Genomic DNA, 23,873 nt, shown 5'->3' with positions numbered 1-23,873 from the left:
ACTACAAATACTATTTACATATTAAATTCGTTAACCCTCCCTCTTTTTCATTCTTTTTTAAGAACGAAATTATTTATTTTCTCAATTACATGCCTTACTTTACTTTTAGACTAATACATAGATATTCAACATCCATAATCCTCTCTTTTTTATGGATTTTAAAACTGATCGCCTAAAAAAATTCATTATAAAGAACAATTTGTGGTACGTATACACATCTAATTCCACTTTCACTCACTTTTCTTTTACTTCTTCCATTCTACAGCTTTTAAAATACCTTGAATTACCCTTTGTTGATCTTCTTCTAACATATTAGATCCTGAAGGCAAACAAATTCCGCTTTGAAATAGGTACTGCGACATATCTTCATTTTTGCTATGCGGATAATACTTCTTACCTTTAAAGAGTGGCTGTAAATGCAGTGGCTTCCACATAGGACGTGCTTCAATATTCTCTTCTGCTAAAGTTCTCAATAATTTTCCACTAGAGATCGCGGATTCCTTTTCATCAATTGTCAATGTAGTAAGCCAACGATTCGAGCGGGTATTTTCTAATTCAGGCATAAAATAAAATCCTGGTATGAGAGATAATTCTTTGTAATACCGTTTATATACAGATCTTCTAGCTCTCACCCTGTCTTCTAACACTTCTAATTGTCCTCTTCCAATACCAGCCAATATATTACTCATTCGATAATTATACCCTACCTTACTATGCTCATAATGTGGCGCTGGATCCTTTGCTTGTGTCGCTAAAAATCTCGCCTTTTCTAACGCTTCCACATCATCAGAAACTAGCATTCCGCCGCCTGAAGTTGTAATAATTTTATTTCCATTAAATGAATAAATCCCAAACCTCCCGAATGTACCACTTGCTTTCCCTTTATATGTAGAACCTAAAGATTCTGCTGCATCCTCGATTATAGGAACATCATATTGATTACAAAGCGAAAGAATTTCATCTACCTTAGCACTCTGACCATATAAATGAACAAGAATGACAGCCTTCGGTAATTTCCCTGCTTTATTAGCATCATGCAACGCAAATGCTAGAGCTTGTGGTGACATATTCCATGTTTCCGGTTCTGAGTCAATAAATACCGGTTCAGCTCCCAAATAAACAATCGGATTCGCACTCGCTACAAAAGTGAAACTTGAACAAAATACTGTATCTCCCTTTTGAACGTCTAATAATCGCAAAGCTAAATGAATGGCAGCCGTACCCGAACTAACCGCAGCCCCACCCTTAACTCCTACAAAAGAAGCAAGCTCTCTTTCAAATTCATCTACATTTGGACCAAGAGGTGCAATCCAATTTGAGTCAAAGGCATCTTTAATATATTTTTGTTCATTTCCACTCATGTGTGGAGAGGAAAGATAGATTTTCTCCTTATTTTTTATCATCATTCTTCATCTCCTCTTAATTTACTACATTAATAACTTTGGCTGGAATACCAGCAGCAGTACAATTAGATGGAAAATCATTTATGACAACAGAACCAGCTCCAACAATTGACCACTTACCAATTTGAACACCTGGAATTATAGTAGCTGATGCTCCTATATGTGCCCCCTCTGCTATAGTGACAGAACCTGTAAGCGTAGCATGTGGTGAAATATGAACAAAATCATCAATTATATTATCATGTTCTATTATTGAGCCCGTATTTATTATAGTATGGTTACCGATGAAAGTATCCGCATTAACAACCACATTTGGCATAATTACCGTTCCGTTTCCTATATAAGCATTTGAACTTATAATGGCTGTTTTATGAATTAAAGTAGCATATATGCTACTTTGTTGATTTAATATTTCTGCAATTTCCCTTCTAATTTTATTATTTCCTATAGCAATAACGAGCTTTACATCATTAAAATTATTGATAATTTCCCTTGCATCTGCAATTGCTCCAAAATAAAGATTATCTACAATATTTATACCTGTATACAAATCATCTAAATAACCGACTATTTCATATCCTTTATTTGATAAAATTATATCCCTCACAACCTTGCTGTGCCCACCACATCCTATTATTAAAATTTTCATTTTCCCTCCCCCTTTATTTCTATTTTCCCTCCAGTAAATCGCTCCATTGTCACATGCCCTACATGGTTTATTCCCTCTGTTTTAAATACTTTTAATATTGTAAGTACAATTATTTTCAAGTCTAATAAAAAAGAGCGATTCTCCACATACCATACATCCAATTCAAATTTTTCTTCCCAGGTAATCAAATTCCTACCATTTATTTGTGCCCATCCCGTAATTCCCGGTTTTACATTATGCCTTTTAGCCTGTTTACTAGAATATAGGGGTAAGTATTCCATCAATAATGGTCGTGGACCTACTAAACTTAAATCCCCCCTTACAACATTTATAAGTTGGGGTAACTCATCCAAACTATATTTTCGAAGAATTGCCCCAAAAGCAGTCAGTCTATTTTGATCTGGAAGTAATTCCCCATCACTACCCTTCTTATCTAGCATCGTTCGAAACTTATAAAGATTAAACGGCTTTCCATGTTGTCCTGGGCGCTGTTGTGTAAACAGTACAGGAGATCCTAATTTCATCCTAACTAAAATTGCTACAACAAAAATAGGAAGTAAACATACAAATAATAACAATAAAGAAATACATACATCAAAAATTCTTTTCATGTACTATCCTCCCTTACCTATTTATGTTTAATACTCCTAACCTTTTAAAACTTTATATGCAATTAAACAAAACAAGAGGCAACTAAATTTAGTTGCCTCTTGTTTTGTTTAATTACGTTATCTATCATTCATTCTATCTCATCAAATAGGTTAACATAACTAACTCATGTAACTATTTCCATGCGGTATCACTACTTAGGAAGTGTCTGTTACTCCATTAATTCCTATAACTTTACACGGAAGGATCAAAGACGCCATTAATATAATTATCCTTTTTTATATGTTCATCCCTTAACTTTATAACTACTGTGTCCACAATATTATCTTTAAAAATCAAAGTGATTGAGGATGAAATCTGATTTGCATTCAAGCCTATCATGTTTTTATTTGACCTAAATATATTATTTTCTATTAACATAAACTCACTCGTAAATGTTTCATTCCAAAAATTAATTATACTGTCTGTCGATTCCGAATTAAGGTATTCGAATGCATTATTATTAAATTCGATTCTTCCCCCAATGTCCCACAAAAAAAATGCTGAGCCCCATCTTCCCCCTCTAAAATTACTATTTTTCACTTTTAGCATCGCTATCCTTTGAGAAGACTCAACAGTAAAAAGATTATACGCATCCCAACTAAATGAACATCCATTAAATTCATATTCTGCTTGAGGCGTTTTTGTAACAAATGATATTGTACCGCTGTTCTCAAATTTGCATCCCGTATATACTCCTGGCGGTAAATTCGTAATGATTCCTTGCGGGTGTTTCGTATCTATAAAAGAAATATTATTTAATCTCCATCCATTTTTCATACCAGGTGATACACCTGTTAAACTTGTACCCTCTACAGCCCCTCCTTTAATAACACAATCTGATATAGTTTGTGGTTCTGCTGAGAAACCTATTATTGAACCTAACTGTGAAAATGAATGAAATAAATCTTGATCACTAAAAAATTCGCATTGGTTAACTTGAATGCAATACGCTTTATCTCTTCCCATTAATAACGCACTATTATGGAAAATACAGTTACCAATAAGCGCTTCTTTGTCTCCTTGATCTATCGTGACTCGAGTAGCATACATTTGATTATTTGTAAAAGTTACTTCTCCGCTTAAAACACAACTTACTTCCCTTAAGTGGTTATTGTTTATAATCACTTTCTCTACATTTTCGCCCACTACTAATGAATTATTAGCTAATTTATTTTGAATAATATTAATATATCTACCACCGACTACAACAATGTTATATCCTTGATTATCATATATATTATTACGCTCAATGTTTATATATTGATTTAATAGATATCCATCTTCAATATCTATTGCTCCCTGAGGTGCTGTACCTTTCATTTTGTAAATTTCACAATCTCTAATGTAAATTTGTTTCGCTCCAGATACGCTTATCCCAAGTCTTCTACAATCATGTATTTTACATTTTTCAACAAAGACATTTTTAGAGAATTCCGGAATTCTAACAGTTATTTTACAACCATTTTCCGTAGGTATTTCACCTTGGTGAAGAACTATTTTCGCATAATCTGCTTCTTTCGGAACACTCACTTCTTCAAAAAACCTTACTCTCTTAGCAGCCGTTACAAAAGTATTATCAGCCTTATAAAACAACACATCATATAATTCTGTGTATATCTCTGAACCAATTCCACCATAGCCATCTCCATACAAACCGAAATATCCCCACTTTATAATGCTATCATGATGTAAATCTATTTTTAAATTCGATCTAATTTTATTATCATCTACTATTAGGGCACCATTGACATCACTAATCCCGCCCACTTCAAATGTACCAGCAAAATCATATTCTCCAATTTGTCCCCATGTACTTTCCATCGCTATACCATCGCCAGTACAATTCAAAATTTCCATATTATCTATTGAAATGTAATTCATATTACTCCCCTCAGCAGGAGTCGTATTCCCTACTTCAATCCCATATCCCCATTCATGAGTATGAGGAATCGTTGTATAATCGTGTGTATCTTTATCCCCTTCAACTCTTCCATTGGTAACCCGAGAAAATTTTTGATTTCTTTGATATCGTACGATTGCATATTTAACTAATCCATTACTTCTTATTTTTAAAGTTGATCCACCTAAATTTAAAGTCATAAAGCTTTGTGGCTCAATTGGTGTATTTTCATCAATTAAATATGTCCCCGGGGGTAAAACAACTTCTATAAACCCTTGTTGAGATGCCCATAATAATGCATTATTAATCCCTTTAGAAGTATTATCAGCGTCCGTTCCATCATTTTTAACATTCCATCTCTCTAACTCAAGAACATACGTGCCCGAAACCACATTAGCAGATTCTGTTTCTCCAATCAGTGATTTTCTGGAAGTAAAACCTCCAAATGTATTGCTTTTAATTTTACTTACTAACCTCTCAAATTTATTCTCTGTTGATACTTTTACATTCCCTTTTTTCGTCCCAATAAATAACTCACTAGTATCTATACAAAAACAAAATTCTCCCTCGCTTAACACAGGAAGATTACTTTTTAAAACACATGTCACCTGAAATTTTGCCATGATTTATATATAACCTCCAACTAAGATGCAAGCTGAATTTCACCAGAAAATTCAAACTTATATCAGTAGATTGGGATAAATATTTTATATTCTGCCTACATAAGTATCCCTTTAATAGAATACTATGCATGATATAAATATTATGTTAGGGCTAATGCTTCACGTTTTCTAATTAAAATCAGGTTTCTACAATATTATACTTTCTTATTAATTCAAATCAGTATAATGTCCATACTTTTTTATACCTAAATAACGTTTTTTTTCTTTTTAATTTGTAAAAACATCATACTAAATATATTCCTTACATATTGAAATTCTGTGCTTTTATAAAAAATTAAAACGTATATTACATTTGGTACTAATAAACAAATCACACCTTTTCCAACTAACGAAATAAAGGTACTACCTTCTATAAAATAATTACATATACTTGTAGTAATAAAGCCTGTCACGACAGTTAAAAACACATAAAATACATATGTTGTAAAATACTTCCAAACTGATTTCTTAAAAAGATTTCTATATACAATATAAGGCTGAATCCAAAGTACAGTAGCAATTGTACTAATCGCCGTTCCTATGAATATACCTACCAATCCAAACATTTTAGCTAATAGAATAGATAAGCTTAAATTGATTATCGCTTCAACTAATGGAATATACTTATCTTGTACAAATAATCCTGCTTTATTTTTAAAAATGGCTATTGCGGTTCGCATCCCTGTTATATAAAAGTTTATGAGTATCACTACAAAAACTATGTTATTTAATAAATACTTCTTATCAAGCCACCACCCTATAAATGGCTCTAACAGATTAAATAAAAATATGGTACAAAAAGAAAAGATCCAAAAATTCACTAGATATGTCACTTTAAATATTGCATAATTTTTGTCACTATTCTCAGTTGCGATTAGATTTCCTACACTTGCTTCAATACCATTTAATATAGGATTTACTACAGCTGCTAATTGATTTATTATCATTGTATAGTTCGAATATATCCCGACCATAGCAAGACCTATAAAAGATGAAATCAGTATATTATCCGTTCCAAATACAATATATCCTCCAATATTATGCAAAAACATCGCCTTTACATTTATAATTAATTTTTCTTTCGTATCATTATCTATAGAATACTTCTTTTTCGTCTTTATATAAGAATAGTTTTTATTCACAATCCTACCGTTTACGACATTTTGAATTACATATATACTCAACTCTATAATTAAATACAATATATAATTTTTTGTGTACATTAGTATAAATATTTTAAATATTGTAGTTACCACTTGGAATAAGAGATCCACCCTAGCCAATACGTATCCTCTTTGATCAGCTTGTATTAAAGACCTCTTATGAGCATTTAAATAGGTAACGACATTTTTCACCACGAATATCGAATAGATTATCGCAACATTCGATATAGACTCCCCATCTTTCATTAAATGACTTAAGACGGGATATATCATAGCACTTATTACTAAAATAATGATCGCTAAAATCTGATAAATTTTTTTATATAATTGAACAAGGGCTATAATTTTATACTGATTATTTTCTGCCAATGGTTTATACAAATTGTATACTATACTCGCTCCTATACCAGCTTCAATTAACACTAACATAGATAAAATATTAATTAACAAGCCATCTATCCCTAAATACTCTATTCCTAAACTATCTAAAAAAACTTTCCTAGATATAAACCCTAGAATAACGATAACCATTTGAGAAAGTATACTTATTGATATATTCTTGATTGAATGCATCGTTCGCATGATTAAACCCCTTCATAAGTTAAACTAAACTATCGATAGGTGAATATTTAAATTGTATTATTCTGGATATCCCTCACTCCTATCTTTTAAAATCCCAGCTACAGCCACCTCTTCTTCATACCTATCCCCTTTTTGCAAAATTATTAATTAAAAATTTATACAATAATGGATGTAGCTTGGTCGCCAACAATAAAAACTTTACACTTTTCCCATACTCTTTTAAACGTATTGTTTTATAAAAATAACGATTCAATATACCAGTAACCTTATAATAGTTATTCTTATGCTCAGCAAGCCTTCCATTCGCTAATATTAAATTTAAAACTACCATCGAGCAATTTCCTAGTTTTAATATAACTAGGTTATATAGCTCCTTATAGTATCGCTCCATAAAACTACACATCTCATCATAAATTAAGACTGAGTCAATCTTAATCTCTTTTACAGCCTGATCCATCATACTATTATCACGCTTTATATAATGATATTTAGGTTCTCCTATAAAACATACTTTTTTACACTTATGAATAACTTTATACGTAAATGCTGTATCTTCATATGACATACCTACTGGAAATTTAATATCTTTTAACAATTTCCTTTTGAACAATTTCGTCCACACAACTTCATCATATAGATTCCCTTCTAACATCGCTTTCATCGCACTATTTCTATCATGAATAACAAACGGATGATTGCTTGAAATTACTGTTTTATCATTGTAATGAATTTCACTACTACAAATAGCTATATCACAATCCTGTTCTACACACATACCATATAACAATTCATACATATCCACTTCTATCCAATCATCACTATCAACAAACCCTATATAATCTCCTTGCGCTATTTGTAATCCAACATTTCTTGCAGAAGATAAACCACCATTCTCCTTATGAATTACTTTAATCCGGCTATCTTGAATCGCATACCTATCACAAATCTCACCACAACTATCAGGGGATCCATCATCAACAAGTATCAACTCAAAATCTTTGAACGTTTGCTTTAATATAGAATCTATACATTTATGGATATACTGCTCTACTTTATAAACTGGAACAATAATACTAATTTTAGGATTCATAATTGCACCCTTTCATTTGCAATTAACTCAGAAAACTATTTACCTTTTCTGAATTATTAAATTTCTCTTCTGACAATTTAGTCGTTACCTCTTCACGCACTCTTTGTTGATCCAAAAGATATTTAATCTTGTTATATAGACTTTCCTCATTACACTCAGCAACAAAACCATTGTATCCATCTTTTATTTGCTCATATGCCCCTGTAAAATTAGTCGTTACAATAGGTTTTTTTAAGCATTTCGCCTCAGCTAATGTGAGGCAGTACCCTTCATGCCTAGAAGTTTGAACATATATATCTGATTGATTTACATAGGGATATGGATTATGTGTCGATCCTAATAGTACAAAATCCTTTTTTAGATTATATTTACCTATTAGTGTCTCGTAATACGCTCTATTCTCTCCTTCTCCAATACAGTACCATCGTACTTCATATCCTTCTTTACGTAACATTGATAAAACTTTAATTGCAATGTCTTGGCCTTTTTCTTTTGAAAGTCTACCTACTGTTACTATCTTCATACCTTCATATCCATTATCAAATTCTATTTTTTCTTTCGCCATTTCATTTATTAAATCTGGAAGTACAATATTTAAAAAGACACTTGTCTTACTTTTTACTTTAGGAAATTTCTCTATTAAATGTTTTCGTGCTTCTTTAGAAACTACAAATATATTATCCAGCTGCTCATATAATTTCTCATATAACTTTGTATTAATTTGATGTTGAAACACATCAAAATGTATCCAAGAAATTTTCTTTTCTGCATTTACTCTATTAACTATATAATAATCAATTATGTCAGTAGGTCCTTGATATGCTATTGCAATATCATATTGATTCTTATTATGCGGAATATCTTTAAACACCTCTTTATAGAAAATATATCTATCCTTTAATTTTTTGGATATCACATAAGTGCGTAAAAAATTTAATCCCTTAATATACCTTGCATTTTCAAAGTACTCTTTAATCGTTTTCTTTGGTGGTTGCATAATTATAGGTTTAATATTTTCAAACCAAGTAACTTCTTCTACCTTTACCCAACTTGGCAATTGTTTCAAAAACCCCCCTCGTTTCTCTAGCATCAATACTGTAACATCATACTTTTCTTTCGAGATTACAGATAACAATGAAAGAAGTGATTTTTCTACACCACCTATATTCATACTACTTACCATAAAAAGCACTCTCTTCATAACAATCTCCTTATATCACCTAAAAGTTGTATAACAAAATAAAAAACACCTTCCTAAAGATGTTTTCCAAACAACATAATTTATAATAATGAGCCGCCAATTTTTTTGTAATACGAAAATAATACCTTCTAAAACAAGTTACATATTAGAGTTTACTATTCTATATAACTTTTCCAACTCTTCCCTCGTATCTACCACTTCTTTTTCTATATTTTTTCTCAACCGTCCACCCAGCAATTTATCACTTAATATTTGTACAATAGAATCATACATTTGCTGCTCATCAAATTGAACAATTAATCCATTGTGGTTATGAATGATTTGTTCACTTGCTCCTGTAAAATTTGTACTAATAATTGGGTTATTAAAACACCTAGCTTCTGCAAGCGTTATGCAGTATCCCTCATATCGGGACGGCTGTACATATATATTACATTGTTTCATAAATGGATAGGGATTGGACACTGATCCTAAAAATATATAATCGTCCTGAACATCGTAATCTTCCACAAGCTTTTCATACAATGCTCTTTCCTTTCCATCACCTATACAATACCATCTAACATTGTAGCCAGCTTCTTTAAGTTTTGCTAACACCGATATTGTTAAATCTTGTCCTTTTTCTATACTCAATCTACCAACAGTAAGGATTCTTATTCCTTTAAAATCATCCGTAAATCCAACTCCTTCACTCGCCATATTTGCTATCATTTCAGGTGAAATAATATTTAAAAATGTCTCTGTCTTATTAATTAATTCCGGTACCTTTTGATTAAGTTTTTTCTTTCCTAAATCCGAAACGACAAAAACATGCTGAAATTTTTTATATACTTTATTAACAAAGTATTTGTTAAAATATATTTTTTCAATGTCAAAATGTATCCATTGAATCTTTCGTCTGGCTTCTATTTTATTTGCTACAAAGTAACTAATAAAATCCATCGGTCCAGCATAAGCGATAGCAATATCATAATTTTTATAAGCACCTTCATAATTCTGTAAACAATATTTAAAAATAACACTCCGTTCTTTCATAATCTTAGAGATTACGTACAACACGGCCAGTTGCAGCGCTTTTACAATTTTTCTTTGTTTTATAAAATCTGCTATAACTAATCGTGTTGGTTTATTCAATATATATTGCATTTCCTCGTAATCCTTTACATACTCAATACGAACCCCCTTTGGAATAAAATTTAAAAAATCTCCTTTTTTCTCTAACATTAAAATTGTCACTTCATATTTTTCTTTTGGGATTTCTGCTAGCATATTTAATAAGGCTTTCTCCGTACCACCTATATTCATATTTATTATCATAAAAAGTATTTTCTTTTTCATAGTTCCCCTATTCTTTCTATTTATAAAATCCTTTAATCGAAAGAAGCATATATCTTCTCAATTTCCTCTTCCGTTCCAACCTTTTCTTTCTTTAAATTTTCAAATAACCGTTTTTTTAGCAAATCGTTTTCTATAATTTCTTTCACTCCTTCATATATTGCTTCCGAATCCATCTTTACTATTAAACCATTCTCTCTATGTTTGATTTGATTATGAACTGTAACAAAGTCGGTTACTACTATAGGTTTTTGAAATATTCTAGCCTCTGCTATTGCCAGGCCAAATCCTTCGTACCTAGAGGGTTGTACATAGATATCACTTTGTTTGATAAAGGGATAGGGATTCTTGTAAGTACCTAATAATATAAAAGTATCGTGTAAATTATATTTACTTATCTTATCCTCGAGTTCTCTTTGTAGATTTCCTTCGCCAATTACATACCACTTAAATCTATACCCTTTTTGCTTCAATTTATAACAAGCTTCTATGGCCAATTCATATCCTTTTTCATAGACTAACCTACCAATCGTTAATATTCGTAATCCCTCAAACTGATCACTAAATCCTCCACTCTCATTTGCCATCGATTTAATTAATGTCGGCGATATAATATCATAGACAACTTGAATTTTCGACTCTACTTTAGGAATTTCTTGAATCAATACTTCCTTACAACCATCGGAAACAGCTACTATTTCATTAAATTCCTCATAATAGTTCAAGTCAAAATCTTTATTATATGCAGCTAACCTATAATCCGTATTCACCCAAGCGATTTTTTTGCACGCGTAAACCTTATTTGCCACAAAATATGTTGGCATTCCTTGACTATAAGCTATGGCAACATCATATGTCCCCTTTAAACTATCCATCCCTTTAGACACCCATCTCCAAACTACTTGAGCTGCATGTAATTTTTTATTTATGTATGGATTTCTAAGAGATATAGAAGCCCCAACTCTAAGAAATAACTCTTTAAAGTATTTATGTTTGATTAAATAATTAAATTTCTCAGCCTGTCTTTTAATAATTGTCGGGACTTCTAAAATGTTTACCTGTTTTGGAAGTAATGGTAAATACAATCCACTAGCAGAGAACATTAACAAATCAACTTCATATTTCGTATAATCAAATAAGGAAAGTAAAGAAACCAAACTTTTTTCAGCCCCTCCACTTTGTAGCGAATCTATAACGAATAAAATTTTTTTCTTCATAACTATCACTACCCTAAAGTGTTTTTATTGCGCTCAAAATATTAAAAATCATTTAATTATTCTCCCTTTACGAAAATAATGCATATAATTTATTGATTTCATTACGATTTCCATATTCACCTTTCAGAGTATTTTCTACCAGTACTTCCCTTAATTCTTTATCTTCAATAAGTCTCTTTATTCCATTAACTATCCCGTTTATTCCCATCTCAGTTATTAATCCATCAATTCCATCCTGTACCTGGCTTTTGGCAGTTGAAAAATTAGTAATAAGTACTGGCTTTCCGATGATTTGTGCTTCACGAACTGTTACAGCTTTCCCCTCATACCTCGATGGCTGCACATATATATCACATGCTTTTATATATGGATAGGGATTTGTCTTTTTACCCAATAAAAAAAAATGTTTTTCCAGGTTAAGTTCAGCTAATAACTTTCTAAGTTCAGCTTCTAGTGCTCCATACCCAACTACATACCATTCCATATCATATCCCTCATCTAATAACTTTCTTAAGGCATGCATAGCAACGTCTATTCCTTTTGCATATGATAACCGCCCTACAGTAACAAGCTTTATTTTTCCAGGTTTCATCTGTAGTTCTTTCATAACATCTTCCCTGTGTGCTTGCTCACGTACGAACTCCGGAGATAATATATTTTCTATAATTTCAACATTCTTATTTACATTTGGTAAAATACTAAGAAATGAGTCTCGACATCCTTCTGAAACTGCTACGATGTTATCCATTTTGCTCCACATTTTATACTCCATGTTTGCATTAAGATTTATATTTGAATAATCTGTATGAATCCAACCAATCTTTCGTTTCGCTCGAACTTTATCTCCAACAAAATAATGGGGCCATAAAAAACTAATTGCTACATCATACTCCTCTTCCAGTTTCGGTATAAATGGTAAAGTTATTCTCCATCCATACTGAATAACGAAATATCCCACCTCTGCACTTTTCACATATCTCCCATGCACATCTCCTAAAATTTTCCCTAAAGTCCTTGCCATTCCAATTGTAATTTGCCCTTCTTGCAATATTTGTTTAATCGATTTTCTAAAAGTAGTATATTGTTTTACTTCCTTTAACAAATTAGGCAGTTTAGGTAATAAAAAAAGAAACTCTCCCTCATGTTTAAATAACATTAAATCTACATCATATTTGCTATAGTCGATTGTATTTAATAAACCAATTAAACTTCTTTCTACTCCTCCAATTGCCATATCAAATGATGTAATGAGAATTTTTTTCTTTTTCATTTCTTACTCCCTCATCCGATTTATTTTACTAGTTTTGTTTTTATGAAAATGATTGCATTTAACTATGGTCCCCTATACTCTAACCCATATAATAATAACCACTCTGGAATATTACTTTTTATATCAAAACCTAGCTTCGAGATTGTAGCAGCTGTTATTTCTGTATTTAATTTTTCTTTTTCCAAAAGCTTTTGAATTTCTACAGACCATATTTTAAGATTTTCATCTAAGCTAACAAATGATATTATCCCTAATCCCATATCAATATCTTTAGTTATTGTATTTGCCACTACACATGGAACACCTGCACACTGTGCTTCTAATGCAACAATTCCAAATCCTTCAAAAAGTGACGGAAAAAGAAAAACATCAAACATCCTTATAATTCTTGGAATGTCTTTTCTTACTCCTAAAAATCTAACTTTTTCATAGATACCTAGTCTTTTAGATTCTAGCTCAATAGAATTCTGTAACGGACCATCTCCTACTAAAACAAGAATAAAATTAGGATCATATTTTAATACTTCATTGAAAACTTTTAATATAAATATATGATTTTTAGATTCAGAAAAACGCCCAATATGACCAATTACTTTCTTTTCAACCGGTATATTGAATTGATTCCTTACTTTATTGTCATCCTGCATATCTGCATTAATAAATTGATTAGTATCTATTGCATTTTTCATTATCTTTACCTTTGAATTATCAATATTTTTTTGAAACAAAAAACGTGCAGAATCTACACTGCACGCACAATAATTTGTTCCAGCATAAGTAATAATTGTTCGTAAAAAACTCAATAAAACTTTCCCTTTTACCCCCGATCCCATCGGCCAATTATTACTATGCGAATGACAAATCCTTATTTTTATCCCAGCTATTTTAGCAGCAATAGCAACAAATCCACCTTGATAATCAGTGTGTGCATGGGCCGCCACATATCGATTACTAGACATTACCTTAACAAGCTCTTTCATGTATGCAAGAGGTCCTAGCTGCCCTAAGCTAGATATTCGGTGTATTGTCCCACCCAACGCAATGATTTCTTTATCATAATCACTTTCTTCACTTTTATGGGAAACAAAATCAAATTGCACCATTTCTCTATCTATATTCCTATATACATTCATTAATAATGCCTCAGCGCCACCTCGGTCCATCGCACTAACGATATGTAACACTCTTTTTGGTCGTTCTTGTTTAAGCATTGAAAATTACTCCCATCTAAGAATGTTTTTCAAATATATATTCTATCCCCAGAAACTACTCTGATAAATTATCCCTAAAGTAATAATATGTTCATATACAAAATAGACAAAATAACATACTATTACTGCATAGTAAATCAACTTTTGATCCTTTTCTATAAATAGCTTTATAACCCACGATATCAATATCAAATGGTATAGTCCAAAATATATGGAGAATCTTGCAAAAATCCAATTTTGAGTTGAAATAATCATAAAAACTAAACCTAATAATGCCATATTTACAATATAATCACTTTCCGGAAAAATCTCTCTTAATTTATGTCTTCCAATATAAGCTAGAATGAGCGGTATTGCATCCACAGCAACCCGAAGAATATTAGCTCCTCCTTCTTGAAAATCCTTATAGTGACCATATTGTGTATCCCCTATAGTTGCAAAGAAAATTTCTGCAAACTGATTAAACCCTATTACTATAAGTACCGCAATAAAGAGTAGTATAAATGTTATTGTCGACCATGCTTTTCTTCGGACTACAAAATAAATAGGAATTAATACAAGAGCGCTTTGATGAAAAGTAGAAGCAAATAAAACAATCAAAAAATATCTTTTCCAATTCCCATCTAAAATATATTTTGTAGCAGTAAAAATAATCGCTGCGGTTAAATACTGTCTTACTCCATTCATTGAAACTAAATACATACCCGATGCGATATACACATATAAACTTAACTCAATCATTCTTGAATATTTATATAGAACTGCTACTATTAATATATTTGTTATTAGAGCTGTTATAAAAACCAAAACTTGCGGATCATTCGTATATGTTTTTAAAATCATTTGTAAAATACTGAATCCAACATCCTTACTACTTTGAATATAAGCCCAATTAAAATCAGTAACTGTAAAAGCATGCATATAAAAATACGTATCACCAATATTATTTCTAAAACCAGATACTAGTACAAGAGAGGTCGTCGCCATTAAAATCAATAGTCGATTTGGTTTTAACATCACAATTTCTGAAGTTACTGGCATAGCAAAATACCGTGCGAAAAATGCTAGTATGAACACTATAAAGAAATTCATCCAAAGTATAGTCATTATTCTTCCCTCTTATCAATCCTAAGTAAATTCCTATATATTTACTTTTATTCTTGTTTTCAATGTAATGTAACTATATAGAATAACCCCAAATGGTACTGCGCAAAGGGTAAGCACTTTGCATGGTGACTCTTTTATAAATTTTTTATTTTTCGCTATAAAGCTACTTGATACATAATGTACAGCTTGTCTATATTTAAATAACCTATTTGCAAACGGTAGCTTCATCAGTTCCTTACGATAAAAAGCAAAACCTTTTGGATTTTTACGATATTGACTTAACATATTCATCGAAGAACCATCGGGCATATATTCAACATAACAAAGTGCTTCGTTCATGAGTAACATCTCATGTTTCTGATCCAACATATAGTATTTATATGCCAAACCTACATACTTTTCATTTTTAAAAACCGGATAAGGATACTTCTTAGTTAATTCTGTGCGATATACTAATTTCTTATCTCCAGTTACACCATGTTTATTGTAAAGATTAAAAAGCGTAGAACGTTTTAGATTCAATGGTAATTTTGAACCAATTAATGTCCCATCTTTATATAAATCAAGAGCAATGATTCCACTTACTTGGTCACTTCCATTTTCATCCCAAAACGAAATGATTTTCTCAACAGCATCACTAGGCATTGAGTCATCCGAATCAATACATACATTAAGTTCTGTATCAATCAGCTCGTAAGCTGTATTATGAGCACCATGCATCCCTTGATTTACTTGCCAATAATACCGTATGCTTATGCAATCTTCAGAAATCCAAGAGTTCACTAACTCCTTTGTAGAATCATCAGACCCATCATCTATAATTAACCATATAAAATCTTTACACGTTTGCTGCTTCAAACTTTCATAACACCCCTGAAGACAATATGCCCTATTATATGTAGGGGTGAAAACAGTTAGCTTTTTCAATATGCTCACCTCGATACTGCTACATAAAATTTTTGGGTAATGCCTGTAATATTTTTTATATCATATCCTTTTTCGGCTAATACATGTTGCGCCACACTTCGCGATACTTGTTTGTCCGTAATACCTTGTAATTCACCTATCCAATTTCTTATATTTAATAAAGAACACCGTTCAACTAAATTCAACCCCAAATCCACATCTTGTGTAATCGTGTCCGATATAATACACGGTAACCCCGCTCCTTGTGCTTCAATAAGAGTAACTGGTAAACCTTCATAAATTGATGGAAATATAAATGTATCAAATGCTTGTAATAAACAATTAATATCTCCACGCATTCCTAAAAATTTAACTTTATCTGTTAAATTCAGCTTTTCTACTTTTTTCTCAATTTCTAATCGAAGCGGTCCATCTCCTACTAATAGAAGAATAGAATTCGGTTTATATTCTATGAATTGAGCAAAAATATCAATTAATAAAGTATGATTTTTGGGATATGAAAATCTTCCCACGTGTCCAATTACAAAAACATCCTCATGAAGTTTGAGCTCTTCCCTTACTCGTTTTCTAATATCTAGATTAAATGCAAATTCATCACATTCAATTCCGTTTTTCAATATTTTTGTTGTACTTTCTCTATTAGCAAACAGCCATTGTGCTGCCGCTGCTGAACATGCTAAAAAATGTGTAGCACAAGACGCAATAAATGCACCTGCATACCATTTATATAGTTTCGCTATAGTTCCTCCCTCACTGTTTGTACTATGACTATGCGCAATCCTTACCGGCACCCTCGCTTTTTTAGCTGAACGAAGTACAAATCCACTCATTTTATCCATATGTGAATGCACAATTTTGTATTGTGGATGAGAGTTAAAGAAAGTATCTAGTGCTTTTATATACCCTCTATGACCAACATCTGTAACGTATGGAATTCGATGAACTTTCCCGCCTAATTTTACTATCTCTTCATCAAAGACCCCCTCTTTACAAGTTAAAAAATCAAATTGTACTTTTGAGTGGTCTATATTACGATACAAATTCATAATTAAAGTTTCGGCTCCGCCTCTATTCATATTTACGACTACATGTAATACTCTTAATGGAGCGCCCAATTTAAATCCTCCATTTCATCCATATATGGTGTATAAATTTCTCGTTTCTCTTTCAATACTTCATTAACTGAATATTTACTTGCAATAATAGTACGTCCACACTGCCCAAACTGCGCTTGTAATTTAGTATTTTTAGAAATAAAATGGATTCTTTCAGACATCGTCTTTATATCATCGCGTTCTATAATCCAACCATTTGTATTATGAATAATTAACTCCCTATGCCCTCGGTTATCAGTAGCTACAACCGGAAGTCCACAAGCCATAGCTTCCATAATATTAACTGGCAAACCCTCCCTGTAACTGGATGCAACGGCTAAATCACACATTTGTAGTAAAGAAGCTATATCATTTCTATAACCAAGAAAATGCACCATACTACTCACACCTAATTGCGTCGCTAGTTTTTTGCATTCTTCCACTAATGGCCCTTCACCAGCAAGTAAAAGCTTCGCCCGTGGCATTTTACTTTTCAATTGTGCTACTACACGAATTAAAAAACTTTGGTTTTTATTCTTATTAAATTCAGCTGCATAAAACATGAAAAAGTCTTGTGGGTTATAGCCGAGTTGTCGCTTTAATTCTCGTTTTTCAGCTTCAGTTACTGGGATAAATCGTTCTATATCGATCCCTACACCGTGAAGGAGTTTAATATCTTTCGCTTGAAAATGATGTTTAACTGCTAGATTATAATCTTCCTGATTAATTGTTATGAGGCAATCTGTAACAGTGGCTAAACTTCTCTCAATTGGATAGTATAAAAGCCAATTGATGAATGATGCCCCTTTACAGAAGTGAAATCCATGCGCAGTATATATTACTGTTGTTCCTTTCCTTCTCGCTTTCCGAGTAGCTAAGCGAGTAATTGCTCCTCCCATAGGCGTATGACAGTGAACGATGTTATATTTATTCCGATGAATAATTGATTGTAGTTCTTTATATGCGCGAATGTTTTGTATACTAAGAGGTGATCTTTGAAGAGGAATATTATATTTTTGAGTTACGTACGGAAGATGTATATCCCCATTCGCTGCAACATGTACTTCCCAGCCTTGGTCTGCAAACCATTTCAAATACGGTAAATGAAAAGCCTTAAAATGATAATCCACAGTTGCACAAAATAGAACTTTTTTAAACACCATCCCACGCACCCGTCTTCTACTAATTTTTTATCCTTAACCTGATACTGGTACTAATAGTTTTAAAGTTTTACGTTGATTTACTAAATGTAACAATCGCTTTCTTAATTCCACTTCATTTAAATCTGCATATTCTGAAATTAACAATTCTATTTCTTCTATACGGACGTTCATTTCATGCCCTACATAAATTCTTGGATGAACTTGTTTTTCATTCATTTCATCTTCTTTTAGTAATTCTTCAAAAAGTTTTTCTCCAGGTCGTATACCCGTAAACTCTACTCCTATTTCCTCCACAGAGTTTCCGGATAATCGAATGAGGTTTTTAGCAAGATCCACTATTTTTACTGGTTCTCCCATATCCAGCACAAAAATTTCTCCACCTTTTGCTAACGCACCGGCTTGTACTACAAGTCTAGATGCCTCTGGAATAGTCATAAAATAACGAACCATATCTGGATGCGTAACTGTAACTGGTCCTCCCTTTTGAATTTGCTTCTTAAATAACGGGATAACACTCCCTCTACTTCCTAACACATTCCCAAATCGCACAGTAACAAACTTTGTATGACTTATTTTATCTTTATGTTGTATGACCATCTCCGCTAATTTCTTTGTGGCACCCATAACACTCGTTGGGTTTACTGCTTTATCAGATGAAATCATAACAAACGTTCCTACTCCATGTGTTCTTGCCGCTTCCGCTATATTCATAGTCCCAATCAAATTATTTTTAACAGCCTCTTCAGGATTGTTTTCCATCAATGGTACATGTTTATGTGCAGCAGCATGATATACAACATGGGGACGATGTTTATTCATTATTACATGCATCTTCTTTTCATCTTGAATATCTGCGATTTCTGGAATAAACACACCGTTCCTATCATTATGTTTTCTATTTAATTCCATTTCTATTGAATATATACTGTTTTCTCCGTGCCCTAATAAAATCAATTTTTCTGGCTTAAATTTCGCAACTTGTCTACAAATTTCTGAGCCTATTGATCCACCTGCACCAGTAACTAAAATGACTTTATCAGTTATATAATCTGAAATGATATCCACATCTAACTCTACAGGATCTCGCCCTAGTAAATCTTCTACTTGAACATCTCTGAATTCATTCACTGAAACTTTACCTGTCACTAAGTCTTCTAACATTGGAAGAATTTGCGTTTTCACATTTGTTTTTAAACAATCTTTTAAAATAATATTTCTATCTTTTTTGTTTAACGAAGGAATTGCTAAAATTATAATTTCAATATTCAGTTTTTTAACAACGTGATCAATTTGACTCATACCACCAATTACCGGAATTCCCCAAATATCAAGATTATGTTTTTTGACATTATCATCAATAAATGCGACTGGCATTAATTCTGTAGTACTATTCTTTAACAACTGTCTTGCAACCATTGTCCCAGCAGATCCAGCACCAACAATTAACGTTCTTTTCTTATCGCCTTTTTTTACATAATAAATATCTCTGTACATTCTCCAAATAAAGCGAGAACCACCTATTAATAAAATATGAATCATCCAAGTAACCACTAACAAACGAAAATACATTTTTCCCATGACTAGTTGCTGCACAGCCGCTGTAGTAAGTATAGAAAATGTAACAACCTTACATATAATTAACAACTCTCCTATACTTGCATATTCCAATGCCTTTTTATACAACTTATAAATAAAAGCAAACAAATGATGACTAAATAATAAAGTGATAGAGCTAATAACTGATGATAAAGTGATAACACTGAAGCTAGCATTTACAAAAAAATAACTAAAAAAAATAGCAGTTAATACTATCAGTGAATCCATTAAAAGCAATAACGATATCCTCCGGCGATACGTCATATAACTTCCTCCTTTAATCAATTCCTTACTTAACTCTTTCAAACTTAAAGTTTCTAACTATATTCTCTTTATTAAAAACACATAGTTAGAAACTTTAATAAAACATGGGCATCTAACCCTCCCTCACATTACACTTTTGACGACTGGCATCTAAGGTTGTTTTCACAACCCACAGCATAATCGAGTGCCTCCATTGATAGCGGTTAGGAGACATCACCACATCACAATTGTATTAAATTTTCTTTATAACGAACCATTTCACGTACGAATGTTTAATTTAAAACTATCCTTTATACTTTCCCATTCAAAATCGCACCCAATATTCTACTTTTCGTAAAACTTAATGCCCTTTTCGTTTCAAGTGCATCTTCGTTCACAGTGCGATTATACCGGATCACCAAAAGTACCCCTTCACACTTGTCAGCTAATACGCTCGTATCTGTTACTTCTAATACAGGAGAAGAGTCAAATAATATGATGTCATATCGTTCCATCGCCTTTTGAATTAACATGTCCATTGCATTTGAACTAAGTACTTCTGATGGATTAAATGGTACTGGACCGCTAGTTAACACATCCAAACTTTCCATCCCAGTTTTTTGCACAGCACCTATCAAATTTGTTTTTTCATTCAATATGTCAGTTAATCCAATTGTATTTTCTACTCCAAAAATTTCATGAATTGTTGGTGTTCGTAAATTCGCATCTATTACCAATACTTTTTCACCTTTTTGCGCTATTGAGACTGCTAAATTAACTGTAATTGTTGATTTTCCTTCACCGTACCTCGGAGAAGTAATCACTATCGTTCTGCTTTTATGAATAGACGAAGTTAATTGAATGTTTGTTCGAAGCGAACGATACTGCTCCGAAATTTTCGATCTTGGGGCGGTATACGCAATTATACTTTCTCCTTTAACTTCATTTGTTTTTCGTCTATTTTTGTATGCCACTCCGTTCCCTCCCCCAATAACACTGTATTTTTCCCACTAAATTTATCTTTCATATTTTTCTTATTCATTTTAGAAATCCCACCCAAAACAGGGATATCTAACAATTGTTCAATTCGTCGTTCTGATTTGATTCTCTCATCAAGCGAATCCAATAAAAAAATAAAACCTATACTGAGCACCATACCTAACGTGAATGCAATTAGTATCGTCTTAAAGTGATTTATATTTATAGGCATAGAATATTTTTGAACTGGATCCTCTGGTAATATATTTACATTATTAAAATTCAGTATATTCGCTACCTCTTGCTTATAAACAGCAGCTGTAGTATTTGCAATTTTATGTGCAAGTACAGGATCTACATCCACTACATTTATCCTCATAATTTGAGAGCCTTGTACACTTTCTGTACTTATTTGTCCACTTAATGCACCTGCTGATCTCTTCATATTCAATTCAGCAGCTACTTTTTCTAATATTACAGGCTCATTTACCATCGCTTTCAATGTATTCATCGTTTCAGCGTTAGCTTGAACAATTACCCTTGCTGAGGAAGCATACAAAGGCGTTTTCATATAGATACTATACAGTGCTCCTCCTACCGTTGTGAGAGTCGTAAACAATAACAGTATCCATACTTTTTTCCATATTACACTAAATAAATTTTTTAAATTTATTTCCTTATTCATTACTTCTCCCCCTCATTTAATACCAATGAGATTTCAGTTAAACATTCTATAAAATAACAAAAACAAAAACATTATTTTTATCTTTCGAATATACGAAAGTTTCTAATTAATGCCATTTTAGTTCTTTATATAGAACGAGTCAATACAATTTATTTTTGTTTAACCGCTTCTTCATTTCAACTCAAAAATTACGACAACATTCTTCATAATTCACTGTAGATAAATGACGAACCCCCCCTATTACTGCAGTATCAGGGGGGTTTTCTTTGTATTGAAATGTAATTGAGTCAGGCTCTTTAACCCATTTAAATAACTCCATTTTTAAAATGATACTCATTTCGCATAAGTATTAACAAGTACGTTTTTGAATTTGTTTACCTCTTTATATTTCTCCTATAAAAATTCCTGATAAATAAAAAACCCTCAACACATTATGTGTCAAGGGTTTAATCCTCTTAGTAAAGAGACATATATTGATCGCGTTCCCATTGGTGAACTTGCGTACGGATCAAGCTTCACACCCTAATAACAAATCAAAATAATCACGAAACCCCTATTTATAGGGAATCATAAAAATCCGAAACTCAAAACAAATAATATTGTTTCATTATTTCGTGGGCATTTTGTGGGTACTTTTGTGGGCATCTATTAATCAAAAAAAACAAAAGAGCACAGCGTGTATATAAGGTGCTACCAACACTCTATATACCGTCCGCCTACTCACGATAGGCAAACACTTGCTGTACTCTTACGGACTATTTTACAGTACGTAAGGGCTCCTTAGCAACAGTTTGCTTACACTTGGCATTCTGTTGCTTTTTTGTTTACACAAAGGAGCTCATATTATGAAAAAGAAACGTATCGATGTAATCGCAACTAAAGAATCCTTCCACAACTTATCATCATTCAAAGATGTGGAAGAACTGAATAAAACTGTACGTGCATACAGAGACACTATCCGTATGTCCATTAAACGTACTGACGTACAATCTAAACTAATTACATTACTTGAAATTTTAAAGCGCCACAGCTGCAAATATGTAGGTGTTAGTTTCCTATGCAAAAATAGTATTGCTGAAAAAATGGAAGTTTCATATAAAACTGTACAACGTTTAATGAATAAGCTTGTGGATCTAGAGATGATTAAACAGGTGGCGATGAAGCGTACAAAAGATATGCTTCAAACTTCTAATGCAATTATTATTCAACCGATTGTGGAAGAAGTGTCCAACAAGGTAGATGCAAAAAGTCCTACAAAGTGTCCTACCATTAAAACAACCCCTGTTTCCTTAAAACAAAATATAAAAGATAAAAACAAACGTAATAGTAATGAGAATAGCAATAAACCAGAAGAGAATATTGAACAAGCTGATTTTGTTGCTCACTGGGTACCGAAACGTTTTGTTTCTTTAGTTAGCTCTTTTTATCATGAATCAAAAACAATTCAAGAGTTCTGGAAGGTCGTAAGACAGTGCAATAAAGTTACAAACTTCTCTACAGGTGATAAAGCATTCGATAAAGACCAAGAGCTTACTATAGGCTTAAATGCTATTAAAGAATTCGTTATGAAAATTAAAGCCGGCACAAAAATGAACAAGGGTAAATTTGCTTATTTCAACGGGATTGTAAATAACTTAATGGACAAGTTCTACTTTGATAAAGAGTTTATGGGAGCATAATAAAAATTTAGAAATGGGGAATGCACGATGAAAACAACTGAAGAAATGCTACAAGCAATTAAGGACT

The 23,873-nt window shown here is 32.2% G+C and carries 19 protein-coding genes; 1 reads left to right on the top strand and 18 read right to left on the bottom strand.

Annotated elements, in window-relative coordinates:
• Positions 1–245: 245 nt before the first annotated feature.
• From RCJ96_RS24030 to RCJ96_RS23945, 18 genes are all read right to left on the bottom strand, one after another.
• Positions 246–1,403, bottom strand: coding sequence for an aminotransferase class I/II-fold pyridoxal phosphate-dependent enzyme (locus tag RCJ96_RS24030; RefSeq protein WP_074607935.1), 1,158 nt, complete (start codon positions 1,401–1,403; stop codon positions 246–248).
• Positions 1,404–1,419: 16 nt separating this feature from the next.
• Positions 1,420–2,052, bottom strand: a complete 633-nt coding sequence (locus RCJ96_RS24025) for an acetyltransferase (RefSeq protein ID WP_000697621.1) — start codon at positions 2,050–2,052, stop codon at positions 1,420–1,422.
• Positions 2,049–2,663, bottom strand: a complete 615-nt coding sequence (locus tag RCJ96_RS24020) for a sugar transferase (RefSeq protein ID WP_074607922.1) — start codon at positions 2,661–2,663, stop codon at positions 2,049–2,051. The genes RCJ96_RS24025 and RCJ96_RS24020 overlap by 4 nt, the downstream gene beginning before the upstream one ends.
• A 232-nt stretch (positions 2,664–2,895) precedes the next feature.
• Complete coding sequence (locus RCJ96_RS24015; protein ID WP_074607920.1) at positions 2,896–5,226, bottom strand: right-handed parallel beta-helix repeat-containing protein; 2,331 nt, start codon at positions 5,224–5,226, stop codon at positions 2,896–2,898.
• 245 nt (positions 5,227–5,471) lie between these two features.
• Positions 5,472–7,010 carry a lipopolysaccharide biosynthesis protein gene (locus tag RCJ96_RS24010; RefSeq protein WP_416503886.1) on the bottom strand — a complete coding sequence of 513 codons (1,539 nt, stop codon included), beginning with the start codon at positions 7,008–7,010 and terminating at the stop codon, positions 5,472–5,474.
• Positions 7,011–7,131: 121 nt separating this feature from the next.
• Positions 7,132–8,100 carry a glycosyltransferase family 2 protein gene (locus RCJ96_RS24005; RefSeq protein WP_046198994.1) on the bottom strand — a complete coding sequence of 323 codons (969 nt, stop codon included), beginning with the start codon at positions 8,098–8,100 and terminating at the stop codon, positions 7,132–7,134.
• Positions 8,101–8,122: 22 nt separating this feature from the next.
• A complete protein-coding gene (locus tag RCJ96_RS24000; protein WP_416503887.1) occupies positions 8,123–9,301 on the bottom strand; it encodes a glycosyltransferase in 1,179 nt (392 codons plus the stop codon).
• A gap of 138 nt (positions 9,302–9,439) precedes the next feature.
• On the bottom strand, positions 9,440–10,639 hold the full coding sequence (locus RCJ96_RS23995; protein WP_074533368.1) for a glycosyltransferase: 1,200 nt from the start codon (positions 10,637–10,639) through the stop codon (positions 9,440–9,442).
• Positions 10,640–10,671: 32 nt separating this feature from the next.
• The gene (locus RCJ96_RS23990) at positions 10,672–11,853 is read right to left on the bottom strand and encodes a glycosyltransferase (protein WP_074607912.1); all 1,182 of its coding nucleotides are present in this window, start codon (positions 11,851–11,853) and stop codon (positions 10,672–10,674) included.
• Between the two features lie 67 nt (positions 11,854–11,920).
• Positions 11,921–13,123 carry a glycosyltransferase gene (locus RCJ96_RS23985; RefSeq protein WP_046198998.1) on the bottom strand — a complete coding sequence of 401 codons (1,203 nt, stop codon included), beginning with the start codon at positions 13,121–13,123 and terminating at the stop codon, positions 11,921–11,923.
• A 62-nt stretch (positions 13,124–13,185) separates the two neighbouring features.
• Entirely contained in the window at positions 13,186–14,334 is a 1,149-nt protein-coding gene (locus tag RCJ96_RS23980) for a glycosyltransferase family 1 protein (RefSeq protein WP_046198999.1), read from the bottom strand.
• 42 nt (positions 14,335–14,376) lie between these two features.
• The gene (locus tag RCJ96_RS23975; protein WP_046199000.1) at positions 14,377–15,441 is read right to left on the bottom strand and encodes an EpsG family protein; all 1,065 of its coding nucleotides are present in this window, start codon (positions 15,439–15,441) and stop codon (positions 14,377–14,379) included.
• A 33-nt stretch (positions 15,442–15,474) separates the two neighbouring features.
• Complete coding sequence (locus RCJ96_RS23970) at positions 15,475–16,368, bottom strand: glycosyltransferase family 2 protein (RefSeq protein ID WP_046199001.1); 894 nt, start codon at positions 16,366–16,368, stop codon at positions 15,475–15,477.
• 5 nt (positions 16,369–16,373) lie between these two features.
• Positions 16,374–17,483, bottom strand: a complete 1,110-nt coding sequence (locus RCJ96_RS23965; RefSeq protein WP_074533367.1) for a glycosyltransferase family 1 protein — start codon at positions 17,481–17,483, stop codon at positions 16,374–16,376.
• Positions 17,468–18,625 (bottom strand): glycosyltransferase family 4 protein, encoded by a 1,158-nt coding sequence (locus tag RCJ96_RS23960; protein ID WP_074607911.1) that lies wholly within the window; start codon positions 18,623–18,625, stop codon positions 17,468–17,470. The genes RCJ96_RS23965 and RCJ96_RS23960 overlap by 16 nt, the downstream gene beginning before the upstream one ends.
• 33 nt (positions 18,626–18,658) lie before the next feature.
• Complete coding sequence (locus RCJ96_RS23955) at positions 18,659–20,485, bottom strand: polysaccharide biosynthesis protein (RefSeq protein WP_080493726.1); 1,827 nt, start codon at positions 20,483–20,485, stop codon at positions 18,659–18,661.
• 290 nt (positions 20,486–20,775) lie between these two features.
• Positions 20,776–21,438: a CpsD/CapB family tyrosine-protein kinase gene (locus tag RCJ96_RS23950; protein WP_046199005.1), complete on the bottom strand. Its 663-nt coding sequence runs from the start codon at positions 21,436–21,438 to the stop codon at positions 20,776–20,778.
• Positions 21,387–22,127: a YveK family protein gene (locus RCJ96_RS23945; RefSeq protein ID WP_046199006.1), complete on the bottom strand. Its 741-nt coding sequence runs from the start codon at positions 22,125–22,127 to the stop codon at positions 21,387–21,389. The genes RCJ96_RS23950 and RCJ96_RS23945 overlap by 52 nt, the downstream gene beginning before the upstream one ends.
• 845 nt (positions 22,128–22,972) lie before the next feature.
• On the opposite strand from RCJ96_RS23945, the gene RCJ96_RS23940 reads away from it, so the two are divergent.
• Positions 22,973–23,806: a helix-turn-helix domain-containing protein gene (locus RCJ96_RS23940; protein WP_446699866.1), complete on the top strand. Its 834-nt coding sequence runs from the start codon at positions 22,973–22,975 to the stop codon at positions 23,804–23,806.
• Positions 23,807–23,873: the final 67 nt, after the last annotated feature.

The sequence above is a fragment of the Bacillus sp. BSL6 genome (genome assembly GCF_052928345.1).
The sequence above is the reverse complement of the archived record's forward strand: the minus strand, read 5'-3'. Positions and strand labels throughout refer to the sequence as shown.

Excerpts from the sequence above, each read along its gene's own strand:
- RCJ96_RS24030 (WP_074607935.1), bottom strand. The coding sequence starts at position 1,403 with ATGATAAAAAATAAGGAGAAAATCTATCTTTCCTCTCCACACATGAGT.
- RCJ96_RS24025 (WP_000697621.1), bottom strand. The coding sequence starts at position 2,052 with ATGAAAATTTTAATAATAGGATGTGGTGGGCACAGCAAGGTTGTGAGG.
- RCJ96_RS24020 (WP_074607922.1), bottom strand. The coding sequence starts at position 2,663 with ATGAAAAGAATTTTTGATGTATGTATTTCTTTATTGTTATTATTTGTA.
- RCJ96_RS24015 (WP_074607920.1), bottom strand. The coding sequence starts at position 5,226 with ATGGCAAAATTTCAGGTGACATGTGTTTTAAAAAGTAATCTTCCTGTG.
- RCJ96_RS24010 (WP_416503886.1), bottom strand. The coding sequence starts at position 7,010 with ATGCGAACGATGCATTCAATCAAGAATATATCAATAAGTATACTTTCT.
- RCJ96_RS24005 (WP_046198994.1), bottom strand. The coding sequence starts at position 8,100 with ATGAATCCTAAAATTAGTATTATTGTTCCAGTTTATAAAGTAGAGCAG.
- RCJ96_RS24000 (WP_416503887.1), bottom strand. The coding sequence starts at position 9,301 with ATGAAGAGAGTGCTTTTTATGGTAAGTAGTATGAATATAGGTGGTGTA.
- RCJ96_RS23995 (WP_074533368.1), bottom strand. The coding sequence starts at position 10,639 with ATGAAAAAGAAAATACTTTTTATGATAATAAATATGAATATAGGTGGT.
- RCJ96_RS23990 (WP_074607912.1), bottom strand. The coding sequence starts at position 11,853 with ATGAAGAAAAAAATTTTATTCGTTATAGATTCGCTACAAAGTGGAGGG.
- RCJ96_RS23985 (WP_046198998.1), bottom strand. The coding sequence starts at position 13,123 with ATGAAAAAGAAAAAAATTCTCATTACATCATTTGATATGGCAATTGGA.
- RCJ96_RS23980 (WP_046198999.1), bottom strand. The coding sequence starts at position 14,334 with ATGCTTAAACAAGAACGACCAAAAAGAGTGTTACATATCGTTAGTGCG.
- RCJ96_RS23975 (WP_046199000.1), bottom strand. The coding sequence starts at position 15,441 with ATGACTATACTTTGGATGAATTTCTTTATAGTGTTCATACTAGCATTT.
- RCJ96_RS23960 (WP_074607911.1), bottom strand. The coding sequence starts at position 18,625 with ATGGTGTTTAAAAAAGTTCTATTTTGTGCAACTGTGGATTATCATTTT.
- RCJ96_RS23955 (WP_080493726.1), bottom strand. The coding sequence starts at position 20,485 with ATGACGTATCGCCGGAGGATATCGTTATTGCTTTTAATGGATTCACTG.
- RCJ96_RS23945 (WP_046199006.1), bottom strand. The coding sequence starts at position 22,127 with ATGAATAAGGAAATAAATTTAAAAAATTTATTTAGTGTAATATGGAAA.
- RCJ96_RS23940 (WP_446699866.1), top strand. The coding sequence starts at position 22,973 with ATGAAAAAGAAACGTATCGATGTAATCGCAACTAAAGAATCCTTCCAC.